Source organism: Haloarcula amylolytica (genome assembly GCF_049705545.1).
GTDB lineage: Archaea > Halobacteriota > Halobacteria > Halobacteriales > Haloarculaceae > Haloarcula > Haloarcula amylolytica_B.
In genome coordinates, this window is sequence record NZ_JBNAMU010000002.1 from 127095 (window position 1) to 147947 (window position 20853).

At 57.4% G+C, this 20853-nt stretch carries 17 protein-coding genes and 2 pseudogenes; 10 read left to right on the forward strand and 9 right to left on the reverse strand.

Annotated elements, in window-relative coordinates; all coding sequences use genetic code 11:
• Positions 1-107 precede the first annotated feature (107 nt).
• Positions 108-2846, forward strand: coding sequence for a cation-translocating P-type ATPase (locus ACOZ4H_RS17235; RefSeq protein ID WP_424330503.1), 2739 nt, complete (start codon positions 108-110; stop codon positions 2844-2846).
• 14 nt (positions 2847-2860) lie between these two features.
• On the opposite strand, the gene ACOZ4H_RS17240 is transcribed toward ACOZ4H_RS17235, so the two are convergent.
• From ACOZ4H_RS17240 to ACOZ4H_RS17250, 3 genes are all read right to left on the reverse strand, one after another.
• Positions 2861-3877, reverse strand: coding sequence for an AI-2E family transporter (locus ACOZ4H_RS17240; protein ID WP_424330504.1), 1017 nt, complete (start codon positions 3875-3877; stop codon positions 2861-2863).
• A gap of 394 nt (positions 3878-4271) precedes the next feature.
• The gene (locus ACOZ4H_RS17245; protein WP_424330505.1) at positions 4272-4700 is read right to left on the reverse strand and encodes a universal stress protein; all 429 of its coding nucleotides are present in this window, start codon (positions 4698-4700) and stop codon (positions 4272-4274) included.
• A gap of 118 nt (positions 4701-4818) precedes the next feature.
• Positions 4819-5904, reverse strand: a complete 1086-nt coding sequence (locus tag ACOZ4H_RS17250; RefSeq protein WP_424330506.1) for a sodium:phosphate symporter — start codon at positions 5902-5904, stop codon at positions 4819-4821.
• A gap of 206 nt (positions 5905-6110) precedes the next feature.
• Between ACOZ4H_RS17250 and ACOZ4H_RS17255 the strand changes: the two are divergent.
• Positions 6111-6238, forward strand: a pseudogene (locus ACOZ4H_RS17255) (universal stress protein); the annotation flags it as partial.
• Between the two features lie 106 nt (positions 6239-6344).
• Here the strand turns inward: ACOZ4H_RS17255 and ACOZ4H_RS17260 are convergent.
• From ACOZ4H_RS17260 to ACOZ4H_RS17270, 3 genes are all read right to left on the reverse strand, one after another.
• Positions 6345-7214, reverse strand: a complete 870-nt coding sequence (locus tag ACOZ4H_RS17260) for a universal stress protein (protein ID WP_424330507.1) — start codon at positions 7212-7214, stop codon at positions 6345-6347.
• 63 nt (positions 7215-7277) lie between these two features.
• Positions 7278-8156, reverse strand: a complete 879-nt coding sequence (locus tag ACOZ4H_RS17265) for a universal stress protein (protein ID WP_424330508.1) — start codon at positions 8154-8156, stop codon at positions 7278-7280.
• A gap of 28 nt (positions 8157-8184) precedes the next feature.
• On the reverse strand, positions 8185-8472 hold the full coding sequence (locus ACOZ4H_RS17270; protein ID WP_424330509.1) for an amphi-Trp domain-containing protein: 288 nt from the start codon (positions 8470-8472) through the stop codon (positions 8185-8187).
• Positions 8473-8946: 474 nt separating this feature from the next.
• Between ACOZ4H_RS17270 and ACOZ4H_RS17275 the strand changes: the two genes are divergently transcribed.
• From ACOZ4H_RS17275 to ACOZ4H_RS17295, 5 genes are all read left to right on the forward strand, one after another.
• Complete coding sequence (locus tag ACOZ4H_RS17275) at positions 8947-9993, forward strand: ATP-binding protein (protein WP_424330510.1); 1047 nt, start codon at positions 8947-8949, stop codon at positions 9991-9993.
• Positions 9994-11326: 1333 nt separating this feature from the next.
• A complete protein-coding gene (locus ACOZ4H_RS17280; RefSeq protein WP_424330511.1) occupies positions 11327-11758 on the forward strand; it encodes a hypothetical protein in 432 nt (143 codons plus the stop codon).
• A gap of 436 nt (positions 11759-12194) precedes the next feature.
• Positions 12195-13385: a PQQ-binding-like beta-propeller repeat protein gene (locus tag ACOZ4H_RS17285; protein WP_424330868.1), complete on the forward strand. Its 1191-nt coding sequence runs from the start codon at positions 12195-12197 to the stop codon at positions 13383-13385.
• A gap of 249 nt (positions 13386-13634) precedes the next feature.
• On the forward strand, positions 13635-14015 hold the full coding sequence (locus ACOZ4H_RS17290) for a hypothetical protein (RefSeq protein ID WP_424330512.1): 381 nt from the start codon (positions 13635-13637) through the stop codon (positions 14013-14015).
• Positions 14016-14060: 45 nt separating this feature from the next.
• Complete coding sequence (locus ACOZ4H_RS17295) at positions 14061-14951, forward strand: P-loop NTPase (RefSeq protein ID WP_424330513.1); 891 nt, start codon at positions 14061-14063, stop codon at positions 14949-14951.
• A 413-nt stretch (positions 14952-15364) separates the two neighbouring features.
• On the opposite strand, the gene ACOZ4H_RS17300 is transcribed toward ACOZ4H_RS17295, so the two are convergent.
• Positions 15365-17311, reverse strand: a complete 1947-nt coding sequence (locus tag ACOZ4H_RS17300) for a response regulator (protein WP_424330514.1) — start codon at positions 17309-17311, stop codon at positions 15365-15367.
• A 121-nt stretch (positions 17312-17432) separates the two neighbouring features.
• On the opposite strand from ACOZ4H_RS17300, the pseudogene ACOZ4H_RS17305 reads away from it, so the two are divergent.
• Positions 17433-17677, forward strand: a pseudogene (locus tag ACOZ4H_RS17305) (hypothetical protein); the annotation flags it as partial.
• Between the two features lie 11 nt (positions 17678-17688).
• Positions 17689-17904 carry a hypothetical protein gene (locus ACOZ4H_RS17310; protein ID WP_424330515.1) on the forward strand — a complete coding sequence of 72 codons (216 nt, stop codon included), beginning with the start codon at positions 17689-17691 and terminating at the stop codon, positions 17902-17904.
• Between the two features lie 164 nt (positions 17905-18068).
• On the opposite strand, the gene ACOZ4H_RS17315 is transcribed toward ACOZ4H_RS17310, so the two are convergent.
• On the reverse strand, positions 18069-18353 hold the full coding sequence (locus ACOZ4H_RS17315; protein WP_424330516.1) for an amphi-Trp domain-containing protein: 285 nt from the start codon (positions 18351-18353) through the stop codon (positions 18069-18071).
• 407 nt (positions 18354-18760) lie between these two features.
• Positions 18761-19519, reverse strand: coding sequence for a creatininase family protein (locus ACOZ4H_RS17320; RefSeq protein ID WP_424330517.1), 759 nt, complete (start codon positions 19517-19519; stop codon positions 18761-18763).
• A gap of 582 nt (positions 19520-20101) precedes the next feature.
• Here ACOZ4H_RS17320 and ACOZ4H_RS17325 point away from each other — a divergent pair.
• Positions 20102-20731 (forward strand): class I SAM-dependent methyltransferase, encoded by a 630-nt coding sequence (locus ACOZ4H_RS17325; protein ID WP_424330518.1) that lies wholly within the window; start codon positions 20102-20104, stop codon positions 20729-20731.
• Positions 20732-20853: the final 122 nt, after the last annotated feature.

Genomic DNA, 20853 nt, shown 5'->3' on the forward strand with positions numbered 1-20853 from the left:
ATTCTCGTCGCCGTTCCTCTTTGTGTCTGGAGATTATTGGGTGTCAATCACACAACCTTTTTTACAGTTATCGACCATAGCCTCTCTCAGGGACTTTTCCGCTGGAGATGGACGAACATCCGATTCAAACGCCGTGGGCCAGGTCGTCGGACGAGATCCTCGATCACTACGAGGGTTCTGTAGACGAGGGACTGAGCGAGGACGAAGCCACAACGCGGCGCGAGCGGGTCGGCCCGAATGCGTTGCACGAGGCGGAGCAGCGGGACTGGTTGGGAGTTCTGGTCGACCAGTTCAAGAGCTTCATCGTGCTGTTGCTGGCGGTGGCAGGAGTGGCAGCCTTCGCACTGAACGAGAACATCGAGGGGGTCGCCATCTTCGTCGTGCTCCTCATCAACGGGCTCATCGGGTTCGTCACCGAGATGCGGGCTATCAAGTCGATGGAGGGCCTCCAGGAGATGACGGAGATCGAGGCTCGCGTTCGCCGGGCGGGAGAGGTCGAGAAGGTTTCCGCCGAAGACCTGGTGCCGGGAGACATCGTGCTCCTCAGCGCCGGGAACGTCGTTCCGGCCGATCTTCGAGTGATCGAGCCCTCCAAGCTCCAGGCCGACGAATCGGCGCTCACCGGCGAATCCGTTCCCGTCGGAAAGACGAGCGATGTCCTGGAGGAAGACGTGCCTCTCGCCGAGCGAGAGAACATGCTCTACAAGGGCACGAGCGTGACGCGGGGGACTGTTGAAGCGATCGTTGTGTCGACCGGGATGGACACGGAACTGGGCAAGATCTCGGCGTCGCTGCAGGGAGAAATCGAAGAGAAGACGCCGCTCCAGCAGAAGCTCGACGAACTCGGGCGCAAGCTAGTTCCGTTCCTACTCGTCGTGGCCGCCATCGTTTTCGTTTCGGGGTGGCTCAGAGGGCAGGATCTGTACCTGATGGTCGAGACAGCCATCGCACTGGCTATCGCAACCATCCCGGAAGGACTCCCGGTCGTCGCCACGCTGGTGCTCGCGCGGGGGATGTGGCGGATGGCGGATCGAAACGCCCTGATAAACAACCTCGCCTCCGTCGAGACACTGGGCTCGACGAATATCATCTGTACCGACAAGACGGGCACGCTGACGGAGAACGAGATGACCGTGGCCGAGTACGAACTGGCGAACGGATCAGTCGCGGTCACCGGGACCGGACTCGACACCGAAGGGACGTTCCAGCATGGTGACGAAGAGCGGGATGAGCCACGAGATCCCGTCATGCAGGAGGCCCTGGAGGTAGGCGTCCTCTGTAACAACGCCTCCGTGACCCAGGAAGACGACGAGACCGCTGTAACGGGTGATCCAACGGAGGCCGCTCTCCTGATAGCGGGATTGAAGGGCGGTATTGACCGGGCGGGCCTCCTCGAGTCGATGCCCGAGGCCCGCGAGGTGTCCTTCGATCCGTCCGCCAAAATGATGGCGACCTATCATACTGTTGATGGAGGATACAAGGTTGCCGTGAAAGGTGCACCAGAAGCAGTCGTCGAGTCGTCAACTCGGCTCGTGACGGACGACGGCACCGCAGCGCTCTCGGAAGCTGACAAAGAAGAGTGGATTCAGAAGAGCGAACGTATGGCCGAAGACGGGCTACGCGTTCTTGCGCTCGCCAGGAAGGACGTAGAGAGCACGGAGACGCCACCATACGAAGACCTCTCGCTGCTCGGGCTCGTTGCGATGATCGATCCACCGCGCGAGGAGGTCAAATCGACCATCAAGAACTGTCTGGACGCGGGGTTGCGAATCGTTATGGTAACCGGCGACCACCCGGGGACGGCCAGGAATATCGCGCGGAGCGTCGGGTTGATGCGCCCGGAGGACGACGAGGTTATCCGGGGGAGCGAACTCGACGACCCCGAGAACCTGTCACAGGACGAGATGGAGCGGTTCGTGAACGCGTCGGTGTTTGCGCGTGTTGCTCCGGAGAACAAGCTCGACCTGATCGGAATTCACCAGGCAGCCGGCTCGATCGTGGCCATGACCGGAGACGGGGTCAACGACGCACCGGCACTGAAGCGGGCCGACATCGGCGTCGCTATGGGTCAGCGAGGGACGCAAGTGGCTCAGGAGGCGTCGGATATGATCCTGCAGGACGATAATTTTGGGAGTATCTATCACGCCATCAGGGAAGGGCGGATCATCTTCCGGAACATCCGGAAGTTCGTGCTGTATCTTATGTCCTGCAACCTCAGCGAACTACTGGCCATCCTGATCGCGGCGCTGTTGGGGTTTCCGCTCCCGTTGCTTCCGTTGCAGATCCTCTTTCTCAACGTCGTGACCGACATCTTCCCGGCGTTCGCACTGGGGGCGTGTGGGGGAAGCAAGGAGATCATGAATACACCGCCGCGAGACACCGACGAGCCGATCCTGACCCGCACGCACTGGACCGAACTCGGGATGTATGGGACGATGATCTCGGTCGCGACAATCGGTGCGTTCGTGATCGGGGGCGGGATGTACGCTGGCGGTATGGGGGCCGAAGAAGTCGTCACGATGTCGTTCCTCACGCTGGCGTTCGCCCAGCTCTGGCACGTGTTCAACATGCGTGAACTCACGTCGGGCATCGTGCGCAACGAAGTCACCGAGAACGCGTACGTGTGGGGTGCACTCGGCCTGTCGGCTCTGCTGGTGATTGGTACCGTCTATCTGCCCGGGGTCTCGCTGGCACTAAGCACCGCACCGATTGGCCTCGAGAGTTGGCTGGTGGTGCTCGGGATGAGCCTGCTCCCCCTCGGTGCCGGACAGATCGTTCTGGAGTTGCGACGCCGGTTTGGCACGCCGAATCTGGGGACAAGGCTCGAAAATATGTTGTTCGACTGATACGGACCGGTCGGTCAACCGATGTCTCCCTCGTCGATTTGGGACCAGGTATCCAAGCCGACGCGGAGGGCGGCTTTGAGTGCCCCAAGGACGACGGGACCAAAGAACAGGCCCATAATCCCGAATGCGTACGCTCCACCGAGGATACCGAGGAGGATGACGGCAGGATTGAGCTTCGCGTATCTGTCGACGGCGAATGGACGGAGATAGTCGTCAGTGAGTCCAACCACGATGACGCTGTAGACGAATAATCCGACGGCGAGTAGTGGTTCGTCCGTGAGATACAGGTAGACCACTGCCCCGCCCCAGACGGGAATCGTTCCGACGAGCGGAATCATCGCGAGAACGATCATGACGGCCGTCCAGAACAGGGCATTGGGAACGCCAGTAACGACGAGCCCGACTCCGGCGACGACCCCCTGGACGATTGCGACGAAGACGTGTCCGAAGAGAACGCCCCACATCACGTCGTTGATCTCAGCGTGGAGGTCGCGCTGGATGTCCGTCGGGAGGGGGATCGTTCGGTTGAGCCAGTTGGTCAGGTCGTCACTGTCTTTGAGAAGGTAGTAGACGAGAAAGAGCGCCAACGCGAGCCCGATGAGGTGGAAAGTGATCGTACTGAACGCCTGGGTCGACCGTTCGAATACGATCGTTCCGATTTCCCGCCCTGAGCTGACGAGTTCGCCTGTGATATCGACCTCTTGTCCGGTGAGCTCTTCGATCCGGGATTCGACTACCTCGATCTGTACCGGGTCAGCGTCGAAGTTTTGGAGGTTCTGGTTGGCGCTATCTACGACTGTCGCGAGGATCACTACGAACGGCGCGACGAATCCAGCAACCGTCAGAATCACGAGCGAGAGCGCGGCGACCATCGGCGATACGTACGCTTCGAGGCGGATCTGCAGCGGATAGAGCACGTAGGCGAGGAGGACGGCACCGAGGACGTACTGGAGAAACGGTTGTATCAGTATGGCCGATAGACCGAGGAGGGTAACGATTAGGGCGAGGACAAACCCCTTGCTGAGGTTCACAGCTGTGGATTTGTTGACCGATAACAAAAAGATTCGATATCATCACAGCTGTAGACCGCATTGCCATCGACTGCCGGGGTTATCCGGCCTCAAATCGAAGTCAGTGGGCCACAGCCCACTTATCAGTCTGTGTGTCCAACGAGATACCGCATCCCCGTGGCTCTTTCACCCATGATTCTCTTGATCAATACCGACTGGACGACCAGCCATCCGTGTCTTTCTGCTTCCCCAGCCGCACCTCACTCTCTCCGAGACGGAATTGGGACGAGGGCTCTCAGGCTTGATTTTTCAACCCTCAATTACAAAACAGCGTCTCGAGAGTGGATTCACCTCCGGATGTTCGGTACGTTGTGATTCACCGTTTCAGGGGCGAATCTGGGCGCACAGTTTGCGGTCACCTGACGACAGTCACGGGCAGCGATGCACGTCTCATTACGGTTTCGGCGACTGAACCCAAGAGCACTCGAGAGACACCCGAGCGTCCGTGGCTCCCGATAACGATCACGTCGATGCCGTGTCTGTCCGCGTACTCGATAATCTCGTCAGCGGCCTTGCCGACCTCGCTTGCTGTTTTAACCTCCCGGTCGTGCTCGGCCGCCTTCGCCTCGGCCTCGGCAAGCAGTTCTGCCGACCGATCTCGGGCCCGTTTCCGGAGCGTTTCGTCTCCGATCAGTGCTTTCGCGCTATAGCTCTCTTCGATGTAGTCGATAACGTGGAGGACAGTGATCGGCGCATCCGAATACACATCGAGCGCGTGCGTCAGCGCCTTCTCCGAGAGCGGAGTCCCATCGTACGCAACGAGCACCTCGTTGACGGAAGTCATACCCGAGAGATGCGCGTTAAATCCATATATAGGCCCGGGGGAAACTGAGCCTGCGGAAGGGGATTCCACCCGTATTGGCGGCCCTCTCCCGATAGAACAGGCTTTCTCGGTCCCAGAACTAGATTGGGAGTAGAACCAGAAGTATCGGGAGAACAACCAACGAGGTGAGAAACCAAGCCAGGTACCAACGGTTGGTAACCAGACGGGTTTGGGCGGTCTCGACAGCTTGGAAGTACGTCGAGAACCGAACCAGTGTTCCGACCGTGATGATCGTTCCGACTGCGACGAGTGATAACACGATAGCCACGCCCTGTGGAGATTCCAAAAGCACAGCGATGACAATCGTGTCGAAGAAGGTGCCGACATTCGCCCCCAGAACGTAGGGAACGATTTCTTTCCGCTTGATGTAGTTGCGGTTGTAGAGGGGGACGACGACGCCTAACGAGAACGCGACACTGGTCGTCACGCCAGTGATGAGGATACCCAGCCCGAACGAGGTCCATTTGTGCTGAAATCGGAGAAAGAACCGCTTGCGGAGCCATTCGGTGTCGATCCGTTTGAGCACCCGGTCGAAGAGCGTGAGGCTGCCAAACAGCACGAGAACGGCCATCACGAGTGCCAGGCTCACACCAGCAGTATCGACGATGGCTCCCGTCGCTGGATCGAAGGCCGCCAGTGGGTTAAACGAGAATTCAACACTGTCACTCACGCCCTGGAGTCCGGTCCGGAGTACTGGCAAGAGGAGATACCCGAGCACGGTCGCCGGTAGATAGATCGAGTGGGACAGGAGGAACGTCAGTATCCCCAACTCAGTCGCCTCACCGAACGAAGAGCGCCGCTTCTGGAAATAGTCCAGCATTCCTATCAAGAGTACGATAGCGGCACCCCCGAGGCGTGAACCGGCGAGCATCAGGAACAACTGTGAAGCCGTGAGAACCCCAGTCTTGAACAGCGAGACGGACAGGGCCGCTACTACTGATCCGTTGGTGAGCACGTACGTGGCGAGCCAGCTCGCACCCAGAGCTTGCCCACTTCCGGCGACGTATCGCCTGAAAAACCGTTCGAGCGGAGCGGCCGCGGCCGCTGTGGACGCCCCCAGCAACTGGACTGCGAACAGGAATAGTAGCAGAGAGACGAGAGCGCCAGCGACCAGTAGGCCGGATTCACGTCCTCGTATCAGTATCTCATTGATGCTCGAATCCACGGATTCTATCTCTACAGCCTCGTGGTAGACGCACAAAGGTTACGCCGCGAGAGGGGAGTTCCTGCTATGAGGGACATATTCGATCCTGGGTGGGTTCCTGCTGATATCACTTCATCCGACGTCCTTGTCCTGTTCGTGATTGGAACTGGTATCTTGACGGTGAGACAGATTTGTGTGGTCTTGCACCCGCAGCAGTGATACGGTCTCTCGATAACAGCGTCTTCGGCACCCACGGAACACGGGCTTTGACCGATACGTCCTTGGTAGCGTCACTGAGTATCTCGTTTGGACGTCGTCGATTCCGGTGTTGACGGTCCGAGGCCCCCAACCCTGAGACAGGCGATATCGGGCCCCTCGATCCGTGAGAACGGGGGTATACGCATGAAATCAGCCTACGTACGCATCGGAATTCGATAGCCGGGGGCCATCGCACAGAACCGCTACTCCCCGCGTCCAACCGTGATGACGGGAACTGGTGCAGAGCGGACGGTCTTTTCGGCGACGTTCCCGAGTAGTATTCGATCACTTCCGCGCCTCCCAGTCGTTCCCAGCACGACGGCGTGGATATCGTTCGACTCGATGGTGTCGAGTATTACCTCGTTAGGGGCCCCGTGTTTGACGTGCCGGACACTATTCGAAAGGCCGCGTGTCTCTGCCTCGGACACGAGATCGTCAACGGCATCGGTCGCTGCCTGTTTACTTTCACGTTCCGAAATCGTTGAGCGAACGTCCAGGCCCAGGGAGGTATCGTCGACGACAGACAGCACGTGAACAGTCGCATCGAGAGCCGCTGCAAGTGAGAGACCATGTTCGGCAGCATGGGCCGCACCGGCACTCCCGTCGGTCGGGATCAGGATGTTCTCGTAGGGAAACACCAGTTGTTCGTCGGGCTGCATCCGCGCTGTGAGGACAGGGACGGAAGACAGACGGACGATCTTCTCCGTGACGCTCCCGACGAGGTATCGTGATACCCCCTCCCGCCCGCGGGTCGGCATCACGATCAGGTCGTGATCGTATCGCTCAGCATACTCGACGATCGTCGGCGCTGGATTCCCCTGGACGACGTCGGACTCGTAGTCGACACCGAGTGTGTTCAGTGTCTTCTCTGCTTCCTCGACGATGTCCTCACCCTCCAGAACAAGTGCGTCAACGACCTGTGTTTCGACGACGGTCACACTATCGCGTGTCGTATCCGCGACGAACAGAACGTGGATCGTGGCGTCGGCCCAGTGTGCGATCTCAGCAGCGTGATGTAATGCCTCCGCAGCCCCATCGCTTCCATCGAACGGGAGCAGAATGTCCTCGTACATGTGCACTGCGAGTACCTACGTGCATCACGCTCAAGTGGTTTGTCACCTACCAGCAGAGGCGTCTCACCCACCACTCGGATCCGGCTCTCGAACCCACATCACCGGCACTGGCGACGTTCGAACGATTTTCGAACTCACCCCACCCATCATGTATCGGCTGAAATCGGTCGTGCCGTGCGTGCCGAGGATGGCGAAGTCAATCTCGTGTGTGTCGATGTAGCTTCGGATCTCTTTGGACGGGATACCGAATTCGATTTCACTCTCGACGGTATCGACCGTCGCCGCCGCTGCGGTCTCGATGGCGTCTGCAATGATCTCATCCGCCCGGGTGGTGAGTTCCTCATCTTTCACCAGGGAGCGAGCATCCGGACCGAGGCTTCCAGTCTCGACAACGTGGAGTATATGGAGCGTGGCATCAGTTGCGTTTGCGAGGGCGACTCCTTCGGACAACGCGAGTTCCGAACCACGGCTTCCGTCGGTTGGAACCAGAAGATCCTGGCACGGATAGGTGTGTGGTTGTGTCCCGGGATTGACTGCGATCACGGGGATGTCCGCGGTGTTGATAACGCGTTCTGTAACGCTCCCCAGGAGAAACCGCTGCAATCCACGCCGTCCGTGGGTCGGCATCACGATCAACTCGACGGCTGACTGCGTACTATACTCGACAATCGCCTCGTAGGGGTCACCGTGGATTACCTCCGAGACCACGGAGATGCCGCGTTCTCTGGCGCGCTGGGCTGTTTCGTTCACGATTTCTGTTCCTTCCTGCTCCAGGGCGGCACTCACATCACCTTGCATTCCGCTACGGCTGACTTGGCTGGTGTCTACGACATTGAGGACGTGGACCGTTGCCTCGTGTTCGGCGGCTATCTGGAGGGCATAGTCGAGGGCCGAATCTGCTGGCTCGCTCCCATCTGTGGGAAAGAGGATGTGGTCGTACATATGATATGTCTGAGGGAATGAGTGGATATTACTGACCTTCAGTAGTGATCTCCACCGCTCCTTCTTCTGCCGTCTGGGTCTCACGCCACCAGACTAACTCGAACTCGATACTCTGTTTTGTCTCAGTCTCACCTTCAGACCAGCCCGACTCGCCTTCCAGTTTGAATGTCACCGGGTTCGTCGGGTCCAACTGAACCTGCTGCCCACCGAGTTCGAGCGTCACAGCGTCGTCGCCGTCGAGTTGCTCGGCTAGTTCGCGGAGGGACGATGCACTTTCGGACCGCGTTTTCTCGGCTTCAGTTTCGAGCTCTCCCATACGTTCGGGTACGCGAGAAGTCCCGATAAACGAAGGGGGACATTCTCTACTCGAAGGAATCGCTCATCGGTACTAGATCAGAGATACGCTGCTTGAGACCGGTTGTCGAGTCATTTTGACCGCGTGGCAATCGCCCAGCGACTGGTTGCTGACACGTCGAGGCCGGGCGCTCCTAATCGGCGAGTCTCTGTTGCCGGCAGTCGTGTGTTCTCGGGAAGCCGTCGCGATAGCACAGGTCGCCGGGACAGATACTGGTCATACACACTGATTCTTCGCTGGCGGAGAGAGACTATCGATTACGAGAACCTGAAAGGACTCTAACAGCCGTGTTCGGTTGCGCATACGCTACCTAACGTACTATCTATATTCTGTCCTAGCCCTGTGGCTGCCACTGCTCTTGCTAATTTTAGCATGCTATACAGCGGTATGAGAACAGTAACCGGTATTTATTCGGCTTGGACCGAATAAGTAAATATGGGCACCGCTTCGCTTGGGCAACGACACGACTTCCGGGCCTTGTTCGACCAACTTGATGGTGTTGCGCTTTGGACAGCCACAGGACCCGGCGAATTCGGCTATATCAGTGCAGGCTTCGAGGATATCTGGGGGATTCCTCCCGAAGACGTCAAAGACGACGTCACTCGGTTAATTGATAGCATCCACCCCGAAGACCGGGACCGTGTACGAAAAAACATCCAGGCATCATCCCAGGGACTCCACGAGGAAGCGTATGAGGGACGGGTCGTACGACCGGATGGATCGATTCGCTGGGTGCTCACGCGGCAGGTACTCCTCCGAAACGATGACGGCGAGGTCTCAGAAGTCGTCGGCATCTGTACAGATATCACGGAGCAAAAGCGTCGTGAGCAGGAACTCGAACTCCTGAACCGAATCGTCCGTCACGATATTCGCAACGATATGATGGTCGTATTGGGTTGGGCAGAGATGCTCGAAACCCACGTTGATACTGAAGGAGAGGAGTACTTGCAGAAAATTCTCGCCAGCGGCGAACACGTCGTTGAACTGACTGAGATAGCTCGTGATTACGTGGAAACGGTTGTCTCGAATGAAGATCTCACCGTGGAACCGGTGCCGATCTGCTCCGTTATCGAGACTGAGTTGTCGCTTCGCGAGGAATCGTTCCCGGCGGCAGAGTTCCGTCTGGATAGCCCGCTTCCCGAGGTCAAGGTCGCCGGCAATAGTATGCTCAGTTCGGTCTTTCGGAACCTCCTGAACAACGCTGTCCAACACAACGACAAGGACACCCCCCTCGTTGAGGTGTCCTGCGAGGTTCACGACGACGATGTCGAGGTCCGAATTGCCGATAACGGACCGGGGATTCCAGACGATAAGAAAGATATCGTTTTCGGAAAAGGAGAGCGTGGACTCGGTAGCTCGGGGACGGGGATTGGGCTCTATCTCGTCCAGACGCTGGTCACCCAGTATGGCGGTGATATCTGGGCTGAAGACAATGAGCCAATGGGAACCGTTTTTGTCGTCAAACTGCCACTCGCCGACTGATTTGAACGGTGTTTTCACAGCTGAAGATAGCAACTTCGATTTTGGAAACCACGAGACTCTCTGTCTATCAGACCCAGGTTAGATTCTGTTCCCCCGCTCCATGGTCCCCTGATTGCCAGTTGTCCTATCGAATGTGGTGGGTACAGGACCTGTCGTCGGCACCAGCGGCGCTGGGTGGTGCGTGGCACGCCGCTTTCCCCCGGCCGCCCACCATTCTGCTGGTTTGAACACAAGAGTTGCGCAACCGTGTCAGTGTCAGATCGGAGCTTATGTGTGGGTTACGGGCCGGTAAGAAACCGACAGACGGCGGCATGAATCGTAACCGTTTTTATATCTCTTCGTGTCGGTGCTAAGTGGGTTCTGCGCCCTGTCCAATTCCGTTGGATTCACCCCCATCATCGATTGCTTCGGGGCTGGAACCCGTCGTCGCAGCCGACGACCTCGGATGGTGCGTTGCCCCCCGTTTCTCCCACCCCTAGCAACCCACCATTCCATTGGTGTGAACGGCGGAGCCGAGCGTTCTGTGGATGGGCGTAAAAACCGCGTCCCGTGTCGCGTGTGTAACCAGAGCGGACCGGTCCTTGAGGCGTGGCGGTGTAGCATTGAGTCTGTGTGACACACTACCATAAAAAATATACATATAGAATGCATTATTGGTAAACGGGTTCTGGTACCCGTTCCGCTCTGTGCCCGCTCGTTTCACGCCATGCCCTGGGTCCAGAACCCACCTGTGCCTCTGACAACAGTGGGTTGTGGGTGGCTCATCAGGTGCCCATCGCCACCCGACATCCCCTTCCAGCAGATTATACCTCGCTTCGACGGGCTCGAAGTCCGTTCCTCGCCTGATACGGAACTGGTCCGCTCGACGAGCGATCAACTTCGGTCGAATCTCAAAGCGATGCAACAGGCCGTCTCGCCCGCGCCGTCCTCTGAGAGGTAGCCAGACACGTCTCCAGAGCAGTCAAAGTTGGTTCATGAGAAAGAATCTACCAAACATCTCATCACAGACAGGGCATCAGGACTTCACGGCGACAGCCTAAGTCTACAGATGCTAACCAACATATGGTCGTAATGCATCTAATTGTTGGTAAGCCAATACCGATTGATTTCTGACCGTCGTCTGTTTCTCACGATTTCACCAGAAGTAGCTGCTCAGTAGGCGTGCGTATCGACCACTGTGAGTTCTCCCAGTTCAACGAGGTATCTGGACATCTGCGCGAGATACAGCACGGGTATCGTGCACGGATTCAGTGCAAAACAGTGGTCTGTCGAACGCGTCAATTCGAGAATCGACAGTAGGATTAACTCGCCACTGGCCGATCTGACGACATGAATGAGTGTATTCTCAGTGGGGGACGCACAGTTGATCCGGCCGGACGTTTTGGTTTATCCGCTGGGCGTCTGGATTGTCATGGCGGTGGTCGCGGTGATCAACGGCGGCTTCAGGGAAGTGGTCTTAATCCCACGCGTCGGCGAGTACGCCGGTCACGTGTTGAGTACGGCACTGCTTGTCGCCGCACTCCTGGTTACCTCGTTCGTGTACTTCCAGTGGACGCCGATTGAGTATGCGTACGTCGAATTGGTGGTGATCGGAGTGGGCTGGACGGGGCTCACCATCGGGTTCGAGTTCCTGGTCGGCTATGTTGAGGGGACCCCAGTGTCGGTCACACTCGGGCAGTACAACGTGTTGGCTGGACAGGTCTGGATTGTCGTTCCACTAATACTCTTGTTGAGTCCTCTCCTTTTCGGCTGGTATCTTTCCTAATGTGCTGCGTACGAGCAATCTCGTCAGGTATTCAATAAATCTATGAGTGAAGCGGTCCGGGTAGTAGGGGACCGTTCACTCTGGAGCCCCTCAGAAGATGTTTACACTTCATACAGGGAATTGGTGTATGTAGTGGCGAGCGCTTCCGGGTCTGATCGGTTCTGGCAGGGTTCTCATAACTGCTGGATGCTCGGGTAGCAGCGAGTCCGAACCAGCAGAACAGGGAACCGAATCGGAACCCAGAACACTGGCCTCTGCCGCAACACCGGCCCTGACGGTTCCCCGTGTGTTCGTCAGTGGGGCGAAGTTGCTGAGTAACACGGAAATGAAGACTCAGCTGGAATTCCCGTTCAATGGAATATTGTATTAACATTTTTCACGAAGCTATCAAAACGAGCAGTCGATGCCCTCCACGTTGCGGCGAACATTCCTCGGAATGGTCGCCACCGGAACAGTCGCCAGTATCGCTGGCTGTTCGTCGTCGTGCCCTGACAGCGGCGCACCGGACCCATCTCATACAGTCGAACCAAGAACCGCCAACTCAGGCTTCGAGACAGTCCCCGACAGCTCGTGGCCCTCGCCGCGGTTCGACGCCGCGAACACAGGCTATGCACCAGTCAAAATGGCAACGACGACACCCTCGGTCCAGTGGCAAACGGATATTTCCACGACGTCTGCTAGCAATGATACCGGTGGTGCAAGTGCGGTGGTCGTCGCCGATGAGACTGTTGTCTCGACGATGTCAACCGGTGTCGTCGCGTTGTCGCTCCGTGACGGAACAGAACAGTGGCGACGCGAGTTCACATCAGCCACAGTCCCGTCAACAGTCGATATTGGAGACAACCCAGCGCCACCGGTGATGGCGAATGGTCGGGTCTACCTTGCAACGGCCGACAGTGTCGTTGCGCTTGCGGTTGACGACGGGACCGTTGTGTGGCGGAACACCGACGTGGCTGGGACAGGGGTTCCAGTAGTGACCGATGCTGCTCTGTTTGTGCCGACAACTGATGGCGTGGCAAGATTTGATACGACCGATGGACACCGACAGTGGACGGTACCAGCGGATGGGACGAGGCTGGCCGTGGCCGACGGCACCGTGGTGATCAATGGCGAGCAGGTAGTGGCGGTGGATGCCGACACCAGTGAAGTCCGCTGGAGACGCTCGGATCGGCCTACCGGATATCCTGTCGTAGTTGATCGAACGGTCTATGTGAGCGGTTCATACGGCGAACTAATCGGCCGGTCGCTCACTGATGGGACCGAGCAGTGGCGTATCGACCGTGGGCGATCCTTCGAGGTGCCGGTCGTGACGCCCGAGAGTGTGTACGCAATCGAACGACCTGGTGAGGCGTCCAGCGCGACGTTCGCGTTCGATCGCGTCGATGACGGTCCACCGGAGCCGCGGTGGTGCTCGGAAATCAATCTCGGCGGAGCGGTGACTGCAGCGGCCGATGACGGCGTATTCACGTTCCAGCGTGATGATGGTCTTACCGCTTTCACCACGCGCTTTGGCGAGGCAGTATGGCAGTATCCGGCCGAGTATCAGGCCGTCTCACTGGCAGTGCTAGACGGCGGAATTGTGAGTGTGTCACCGGACGGTACCGTCGTAGCGCTTGGAGGTGAGTGACCTGCTATGTGGCGTCGCTCATATCGGATCGCTGGTCCGCTACTTGCTCTGAGTGCGGTATGTTTGCTCATTGCTATAGCTCCGCTTGAACTCTGGCCCACACCGCGACCGGGAGATTCGTATGTGTTCAATCCACCGCTGTTTAGTGGGATTTGGGTGCAACGGACACTCAGGCCCGCGCTCATAATAAGCGCGAATGCGCTGGTGTTAGTCGGTTTAAGCGCAGCATTCAGGCGTGACGGTGCATCGATGTCACGCTTGCAGCGCGTGCTCGCGTTCGCAGGTCTCGTTGGCACCGGGCTCTGCTTGCTTGGAACGCTATTATTCACCACAGCCGGCCCAAACGAGATCGGGAGGGAACTCACCGCCTTCCTCATTTGGGCTCTTTCGTTCCTCCTCATATTCTTCGGACTCATCGGATGGGGCGCTGGTTACGTCCGATCCGAGAAGCCCCGACTCGGCGCCGCGCTTATTGGCGCACCGGCACTCACCGGTGTGCTCTTCGGCCTCTCGCTTGCAGGTATCGAGCTCCCCTCCATGGGCAGGCTGCTACTAATCGCACCGACGAGCGTCATGACGCTTGTCGTCGGCTACGACCTATGGACACACCAAGTCTCCGACGATAGCTGAAGACGTCCGCCGAGCCGGAGACAGAACACGGGGAGACGTGGTAACATGTCCGGAGAAGAGAGCGGACCCACGGCAGACGCGGTCAGGGACGCGCTTCGAACTGTGTCCGCTCCCGATGGCGAGGAGGACGTTGTCGCCGCGGGGCTGGTGGCGTCCGTGGCTACCACTGACGGGACCGTCAGCGTGGCGACGGCGCTGTCCGGCATGGACTCTGCTACGGCTGACGCGCTCGCCGACAGGATGCGGGCAGCGGTACTCGAATGTCGCGGCGTCGAGCAGGTCCGTGTGGACACGGACGTAGCGGAGCCGGATCACGGAACCGTCGTGCCCGGGGTCAACCGTGTCATCGCCGTCGCAAGCGCGAAGGGCGGCGTCGGTAAGACCACTGTAGCGACCCAGGTAGCGCGCGGACTGGCCGCGTCGGGCGAGCGGGTCGGCCTGTTCGACGCCGACGTGTACGGCCCGAACACGCCGGAGTTGCTCGGCATTGAGGCCCCACTCGGTCCGACTGACGACGGCCGCGCCGAACCGGTCGAGGCCGACGGCCTGCAGGTCGTCAGCGTCGGTCTGGTCGCCAACGACGAACCGATGGCCTGGCGCGGCGCGATGGCCCACGAGGCCGTCGATCAACTGCTGACCGACGCCGTCTGGGACGTCGACACGCTGGTGCTCGACCTGCCGCCGGGGACTGGCGACATCGTGTTGACGACGCTGCAGTCGTTCCCCATCGACGGCGCGGTGTTCGTGACGACGCCGTTTCCAACAGCCACCGGCGACACGGAGCGCTCGACGGCGCTGTTTCGCGAAGAGGGCGTCCCAGTACTCGGAGCCGTCGTCAACATGGTCGGGTTCACCTGTCCCACATGTGGAGACAAGCACGCTCCCTTCGGGAGCGAACCTAATCTTAGTAGGGGTGCTCGCGGAACTGCCCATTGATGACTCGCTTCGCTCGACTGAGAAATGTCCCAGCAGCCTTCCGTGAGTTAGCCGACGTCGTGCGTGCGGCCCTGTCCGACAATCAGACAGTCCCGGTTCCGGAAACGGCACTTGATCTCCGCGGCGTTCCCGACCGGGCACGCATCGAGCAAGTGCGTATATTCTTTGTGGTGCCGTTGATAGCGCTGTTCAGCGACCGACATCGTACATCCCAGAATGCGCATCGGCCACGACATATAGTAGCCATTGAAAATCAATCCACACCCGACCGCACGACTACAGTGCGGTCGGTGTGTAAATCGTTTCAATTGTTACTATAGTTCGCACGGGTTTCTTTGCCAAGCATGGATATCCCGTCTCCCCTGCGTATCTGTGTGTGTACCGTACTGACCGTACCGTTCGAGAACTTCTGTTTAGTTGGCCGTTTCTAAGCCAGTAATCTCAAACCGTGTTCCGCCTGTCGAGCTCTCAGTCACACGAATATCCCAGCCATGGGCATCAGCGACTCGCTTGACGATGCTTAGGCCTATCCCAGTGCCTGATTCAGAAGTCGAATAACCAGGGTTAAACACCTTTTCGCGCTCCCCGGCAGGCATCCCAGGCCCGTCGTCTTCGACATAGAACCCAGCATCGTCGCTAGAAACCCTGCCCACGACGACAGTGACATCCAAGCCAGCGTGGTCAATTGCGTTCCTGAACAGGTTCTCGAGAAGGTGCTGAAACTGATCCACATCTGCTTTAATCAGCGGCTGGGTATCAGTCCCACAGTCGGAATACATCTCGGCTTCATCGGCAGGATCAGCTGCAATGTTCCACGCGGCCTCAGCAGCAGTTTCGATGTCGACTGGCTCCTGTGACCCGATCTCTCTTTGCTCACGAGTCAGCCAGAGAAGGTCTTCAACAATACGCTCCATCCGATCAGTTGCTGTCTCAATCACATCGAGGTGCTCGCTTGAGGACTCCTCCTGAACAAGTTCCAGACGGCCGCTGATCACGTTGAGCGGGTTCCGTAGGTCATGGCTGACAGTGGCAGCAAACCGCTCTAGCTGTTCTTTTTGATCTTCTAACTCTCGTTCACGCCGGTCACGTTCGGAGATATTTCGGCCAGTGCCGACAAGTCCTCTTAGACCGCCGTCTTGGTCTGTTAAGCGGTCGCCGGTGAATTCATACGGAATCCGCTTGCCGTCTCCAGTAAGCAAGTCTGCTTCAATCGTTGTTTGCCCCGTAGTGAGCGTCTCCTCAATTGCTCTGGCGACTGCATCCTGTTCGTCGTCCGGAAAGAGGTTGACCGCATCGAGATTCGTGAGGCGTGCTTCGCTATATCCGGTTACTGCCGCGAATTGCTCATTATAGCGCTGAATACGACCCTCAGAATCGAGAACATAGAATATATCGGCAAGTGAATCGAGTGCCTGGTCGGTGAAGGTGCGCTCTGCACGCAGTTTGTCTCGGATCTTCAGCGAGTGCATGGCATGTGAGACATTATCCCCAAGTTCGCTGAGTAGTTCCTGCTCATTTTCACAAAACGCAAACGAACGAGACGAATAAACGCATAGGAGGCCGTACAGAGTACCATCGTATTCCAGCGGAACCGCAGCGGCGCTTCGATAACCACGGTCAAGTGCTTTTTCGCGCCAAACTTCGAATTCAGGATCTTCTTGAATGTTCTGCGAAACAGCGATACGTCGTTCTCGGATGGCCGTGCCTGCGGGCCCTCGTCCAGTGGGAGAATTATCGGCAGTAACGACAATCTCGTCCAGATACGCTTCTTCAACACCAGCATGGGCGCACGGTTCGATCCTGTCGGTGTCGGAATCGCACTCACCAATCCATGCGAAAAGGTAGGGTTCAGAGTCGCTAATGATTTCACAGACGCGAGTTTTGAGTTCCGAGAGCGAACTCGCTCGGATGAGTGCTTGGTCAATATTGCTGGCGAGGGCACGAACCCGCTCAAGTTCTGCAGTGCGCTGGCTAGTGCGGTACTGCTCGACGGCATTTTCAATGCGATTTGCCAGTAATTCGTATCGTTCTGTGCCGTGGCCTTTCCGGAGATAATCAGTTGCACCAGCAGCAATAGCATCGCTTGCCACCGCTTCACTTCCTTGTCCGGTGAAAAGAATAAACGGCAAGTCGGGATACTGCTCGCGGATGGATTCTAAGAGTTCAATACCGTCCTGCTCGGGCATCCGGTAATCGCTGACGACACAGTCAACATTACTCTCCGCGAGCCGTTCGAGCGCCTCAGTCGCGCTCGTCTCGGTTATAACATTGAAATTACTGGACTGCTTCTCAAGAATTTCAGTTGCCACGTCCAAGAAGTCCGGTTCGTCATCAACGTGAAGGACGTCAATACTCGGCATCTCAGACACAATATCGAATCTACTTAATTTCGTCTGATAAACTTACTGACCCAAATATCAGAAGGTATACTCTCCCTATATCGAAGTTTAGCCTGGTAACTAATAGTCTTGTACTGACTGTACCACACGCGAACCACTCACCCAGGGCTGGCACCGTTTATTTCCGTAGGTAATAATAGTGCAAGAAATTTCTGGGGAAGCTACGAATTCGCCGTTGCTGGGACAGTTGACGGTGAGGCAGAGACGGTTGTGCTGGCCGAGACGCCCTTCGAGACGCTCTCGGAGTAGTGTGAATATACTCGTGGCGAGCGCGGGTGGAACGTTGGTCCGCATGTCGGTGGGTCGTTGGTCGGCGACCTCGTGTGAGGTGTTGAGGTGTGAGCGGTACTGTGGAAGAACACAAGCGTGTTCGTCGAGCCGCGCGGGCTATTCGTGATGAGGTGGCGACCGAGTCTGTCGATGTAGCACCGAACGTCAGTCAGTACGACGCGTGGACGCTTGATGCTGTGGTGCATGGTTCGGAGGATGTCTCGCCGGAGGTGTTGCGGGAGCTGGCGGTGGCTGGTCTGACGTTGCAGCCGACGCTATCATAAGCAGCGCATCAGCATGCCGCGTCGGCAGTGCAGCGAAAGTCACTGACCAACAATAGTTGACCGACACCCACACTGTTGGGTAGCTGATTATCGATTGACTTCTGACCGTCGTTTGTTTCTCACGATGCCACCAGAAATAGCCGTTCAGTGAGTCTGCGTACTGGCTACTCGATTTCTAACTGACCACTTCCGCCACCCTCACCGTCGTTCTCGTCCCATTCGAGTTCGAACTCGATACTTCGTTCAGTCATATTGCCTGCCGGGCCTTCGCGTTCAGCTTTGACCTCAAAGGTTGGTCGGGCAGGGGGATTCAGCGTTACAGATTCGGAGCCTGATTTAAGACTGATAGCGTTTCCGCTGTCGAGATTATCCGCGACTTTCCGAAGGTACGATGCAATCTCTTCTCGACTCTGGTTGCTTTCCGATTTGAACAGGACTTCTTCAGGCATGGTGTACGATATGTTGCCTGCACACATAAGTGAATCCTCCGCACTGGCAAGCCACCGGTGTGCTATTAGAAATTGATGGGAGCGATGGTCTCAGTCGCTCCCGAGGCCCCAACCAATTGTGGAGACCACCATATGTGCTATTCCTTAGCATGGGTGATAAATCATCTGGACGGACCGAATCACGAATTGCGTCATAAGTCTGCACGTCTGCTTGTGCCGGCGAAATCACTAATTCGCTCGAATACGTTATATTCGATATGAGTTCGTCGATTTCTTTGATATCGATATTGTAGACACTTATTGACCAAGTCGTTACTATCGCCGTCATTTCTTTCAAGAACGATTAAGAGAATCCCTCACTCAGTAGGAGTGCGCATTACCCGTTCAACCTCGGTGGAGATGGATGTTTAGACTGAACGACGTTCGTTCTCGATGTGATCAACGTATGTATCCACCACGTTCTGAATGATGGTTTCGCCGGCTTCAGCCGTTGCTTTATTCGGATCGCCAAGCACACCGTTTTGAGTGATCGTTTTGAACCCTTCGCTGAGCAGGCGAGCGGTAGAAATCTGCCCTTCGAGGCCCGACTCGATGTTCTCCATCCTGACCAAGTCCTCATTCACCGCCAACACCACCGCTGTCTCGGCTGCGCCGGCATGAATCACATCTTGATCGTAGTCGATCCCCGCCTCGCTGAGGCCATCATTCAGTAACTGCATATGCTCGTCAAGGTCAGCCAGGGGAATCACAGTGGCTTCGATTTCTCGGCCGACATCGGGTGCGACAGTCTTGACCGGGCCGAAGTTCCCACCATGTGTCGGGACGAGGACGATATGTTCGAAGCCGTGTTCGTCGAGCGACCGGCAGTATGCCCGGATCACATCCATCAGTGTCTCGGGCGGGACAGTGATCGTGCCCGGGAACTCCATGTGGTGTCCCGAACAGCCAGGCCGAATCGTCGGCGCAGCAAGTGCATCTCCCAGCTGCTCTGCGATCCGTCGGGAGAGTTCGTCACCATCCAATGTGTCCATGTTCAGCGGGAGATGAGGGCCGTGCTGTTCGATCGAACCGACAGCAACGATCGCCGTCCGTGTTCCGTTTTTGAGCGCCGATTCGACCTCTGGCCAGACCATCTCCTCAAGGAGCAGTGACCTACGAGAAGGCATGCAACTGGCGTTGACTCTCCTATAATTTAAAACTCATTATAGGTGGGCAGGAGATCGAATGGACCCCATAGTAGCTGCTAGCTACGTGCCTGTACTGACCGTTTCAATAACGGGTAGTCGATTAACGGTGAGAGCAGTTGAGTGCTGTGGCTGGTCCGAGGTTCGGCTGGGCGAGTCGCTGGTCGACCAGGCTGTCCGGGTGCTGAACCGATGAGTGCGGTCTCTGTCGCCGACGCGAAGGGTCCATCTATGGGCCCGTCCGCGTTCCCGAGCGCAAAATTGAGTTCGAACCTCGGTCTGATGGCAGCTTCGAGCGGATCGAGGCCGTCCGGAACGACTGTCAGTGGCGAGTGATTGGGTGGGAAGTCGTGACGACGATGCGGCGGATTTGAGCCTCGGTGTGAACTCTCCTCTGAGAAAGCTCAGAAACAACTGCTCAGTACAAGTATGTATTGTTAACAACTTTCGAATCGTCGGGTAACTCTTCTGGGGTGCGATTGATCTGAGAGGCCTCTCCCAGAGGCTCAGAATACATTGCGTGATCTCCAATACTCGTAAGGGAACCACGCGTGAACAAGCACTATGCCCAAGTCCGAACCCTTCGAACGATACACCGAGCGATACGAGGGCTGGTTCGACACACACGAAGCCGCCTATCAGTCCGAAGTCGAGGCGCTCCGGCGACTGGTCGCACAGCCAGGTTTCGGAATCGAGATCGGCGTCGGCAGCGCTCGGTTCGCTGCCCCTCTCGGGATGCAAGTGGGACTTGAGCCCGCTGGCGAGATGCTGGTTCGCGCTCGCGAGCGGGGGATCGACGTGGTCAAAGGCGTCGCCGAATCCCTCCCGTTCAGAAACGGGACATTCGACACTGCGCTGATCGTCACGACGATCTGCTTCGTCGATGACATCCCTCAGACACTGGCTGAAGCCCGTCGAGTCCTGCGCCCGGACGGATCGCTCGTCATCGGCTATATCGACAAGGACAGCCCCGTCGGTCAGATCTATCAGGAGAAGAAGTCGGAGAACCCGTTCTATCGAGAGGCCGTGTTCGTTTCGACTGACGAACTCGTCGACGCGCTCGAAGTTGCGGGGTTCTCGGAGTTCGAGTTCGTGCAGACCATCTACCACTGGCCCGACGAGATCGACGAGCGCGAACCGATCAAAGAAGGGTACGGTGATGGGTCTTTCGTCGGAATCAAGGCAACCATGTAGTAGCCGTCCCTCAGTACTGGACCCTTCTTCGCTTCGGGCGTCTTGAAGACCAGAGACTTCTGACGAAGTCCGTCCTATGTGACAAACTGACGGAAGCCCAGTTCACTATTATTCGTGGCGAG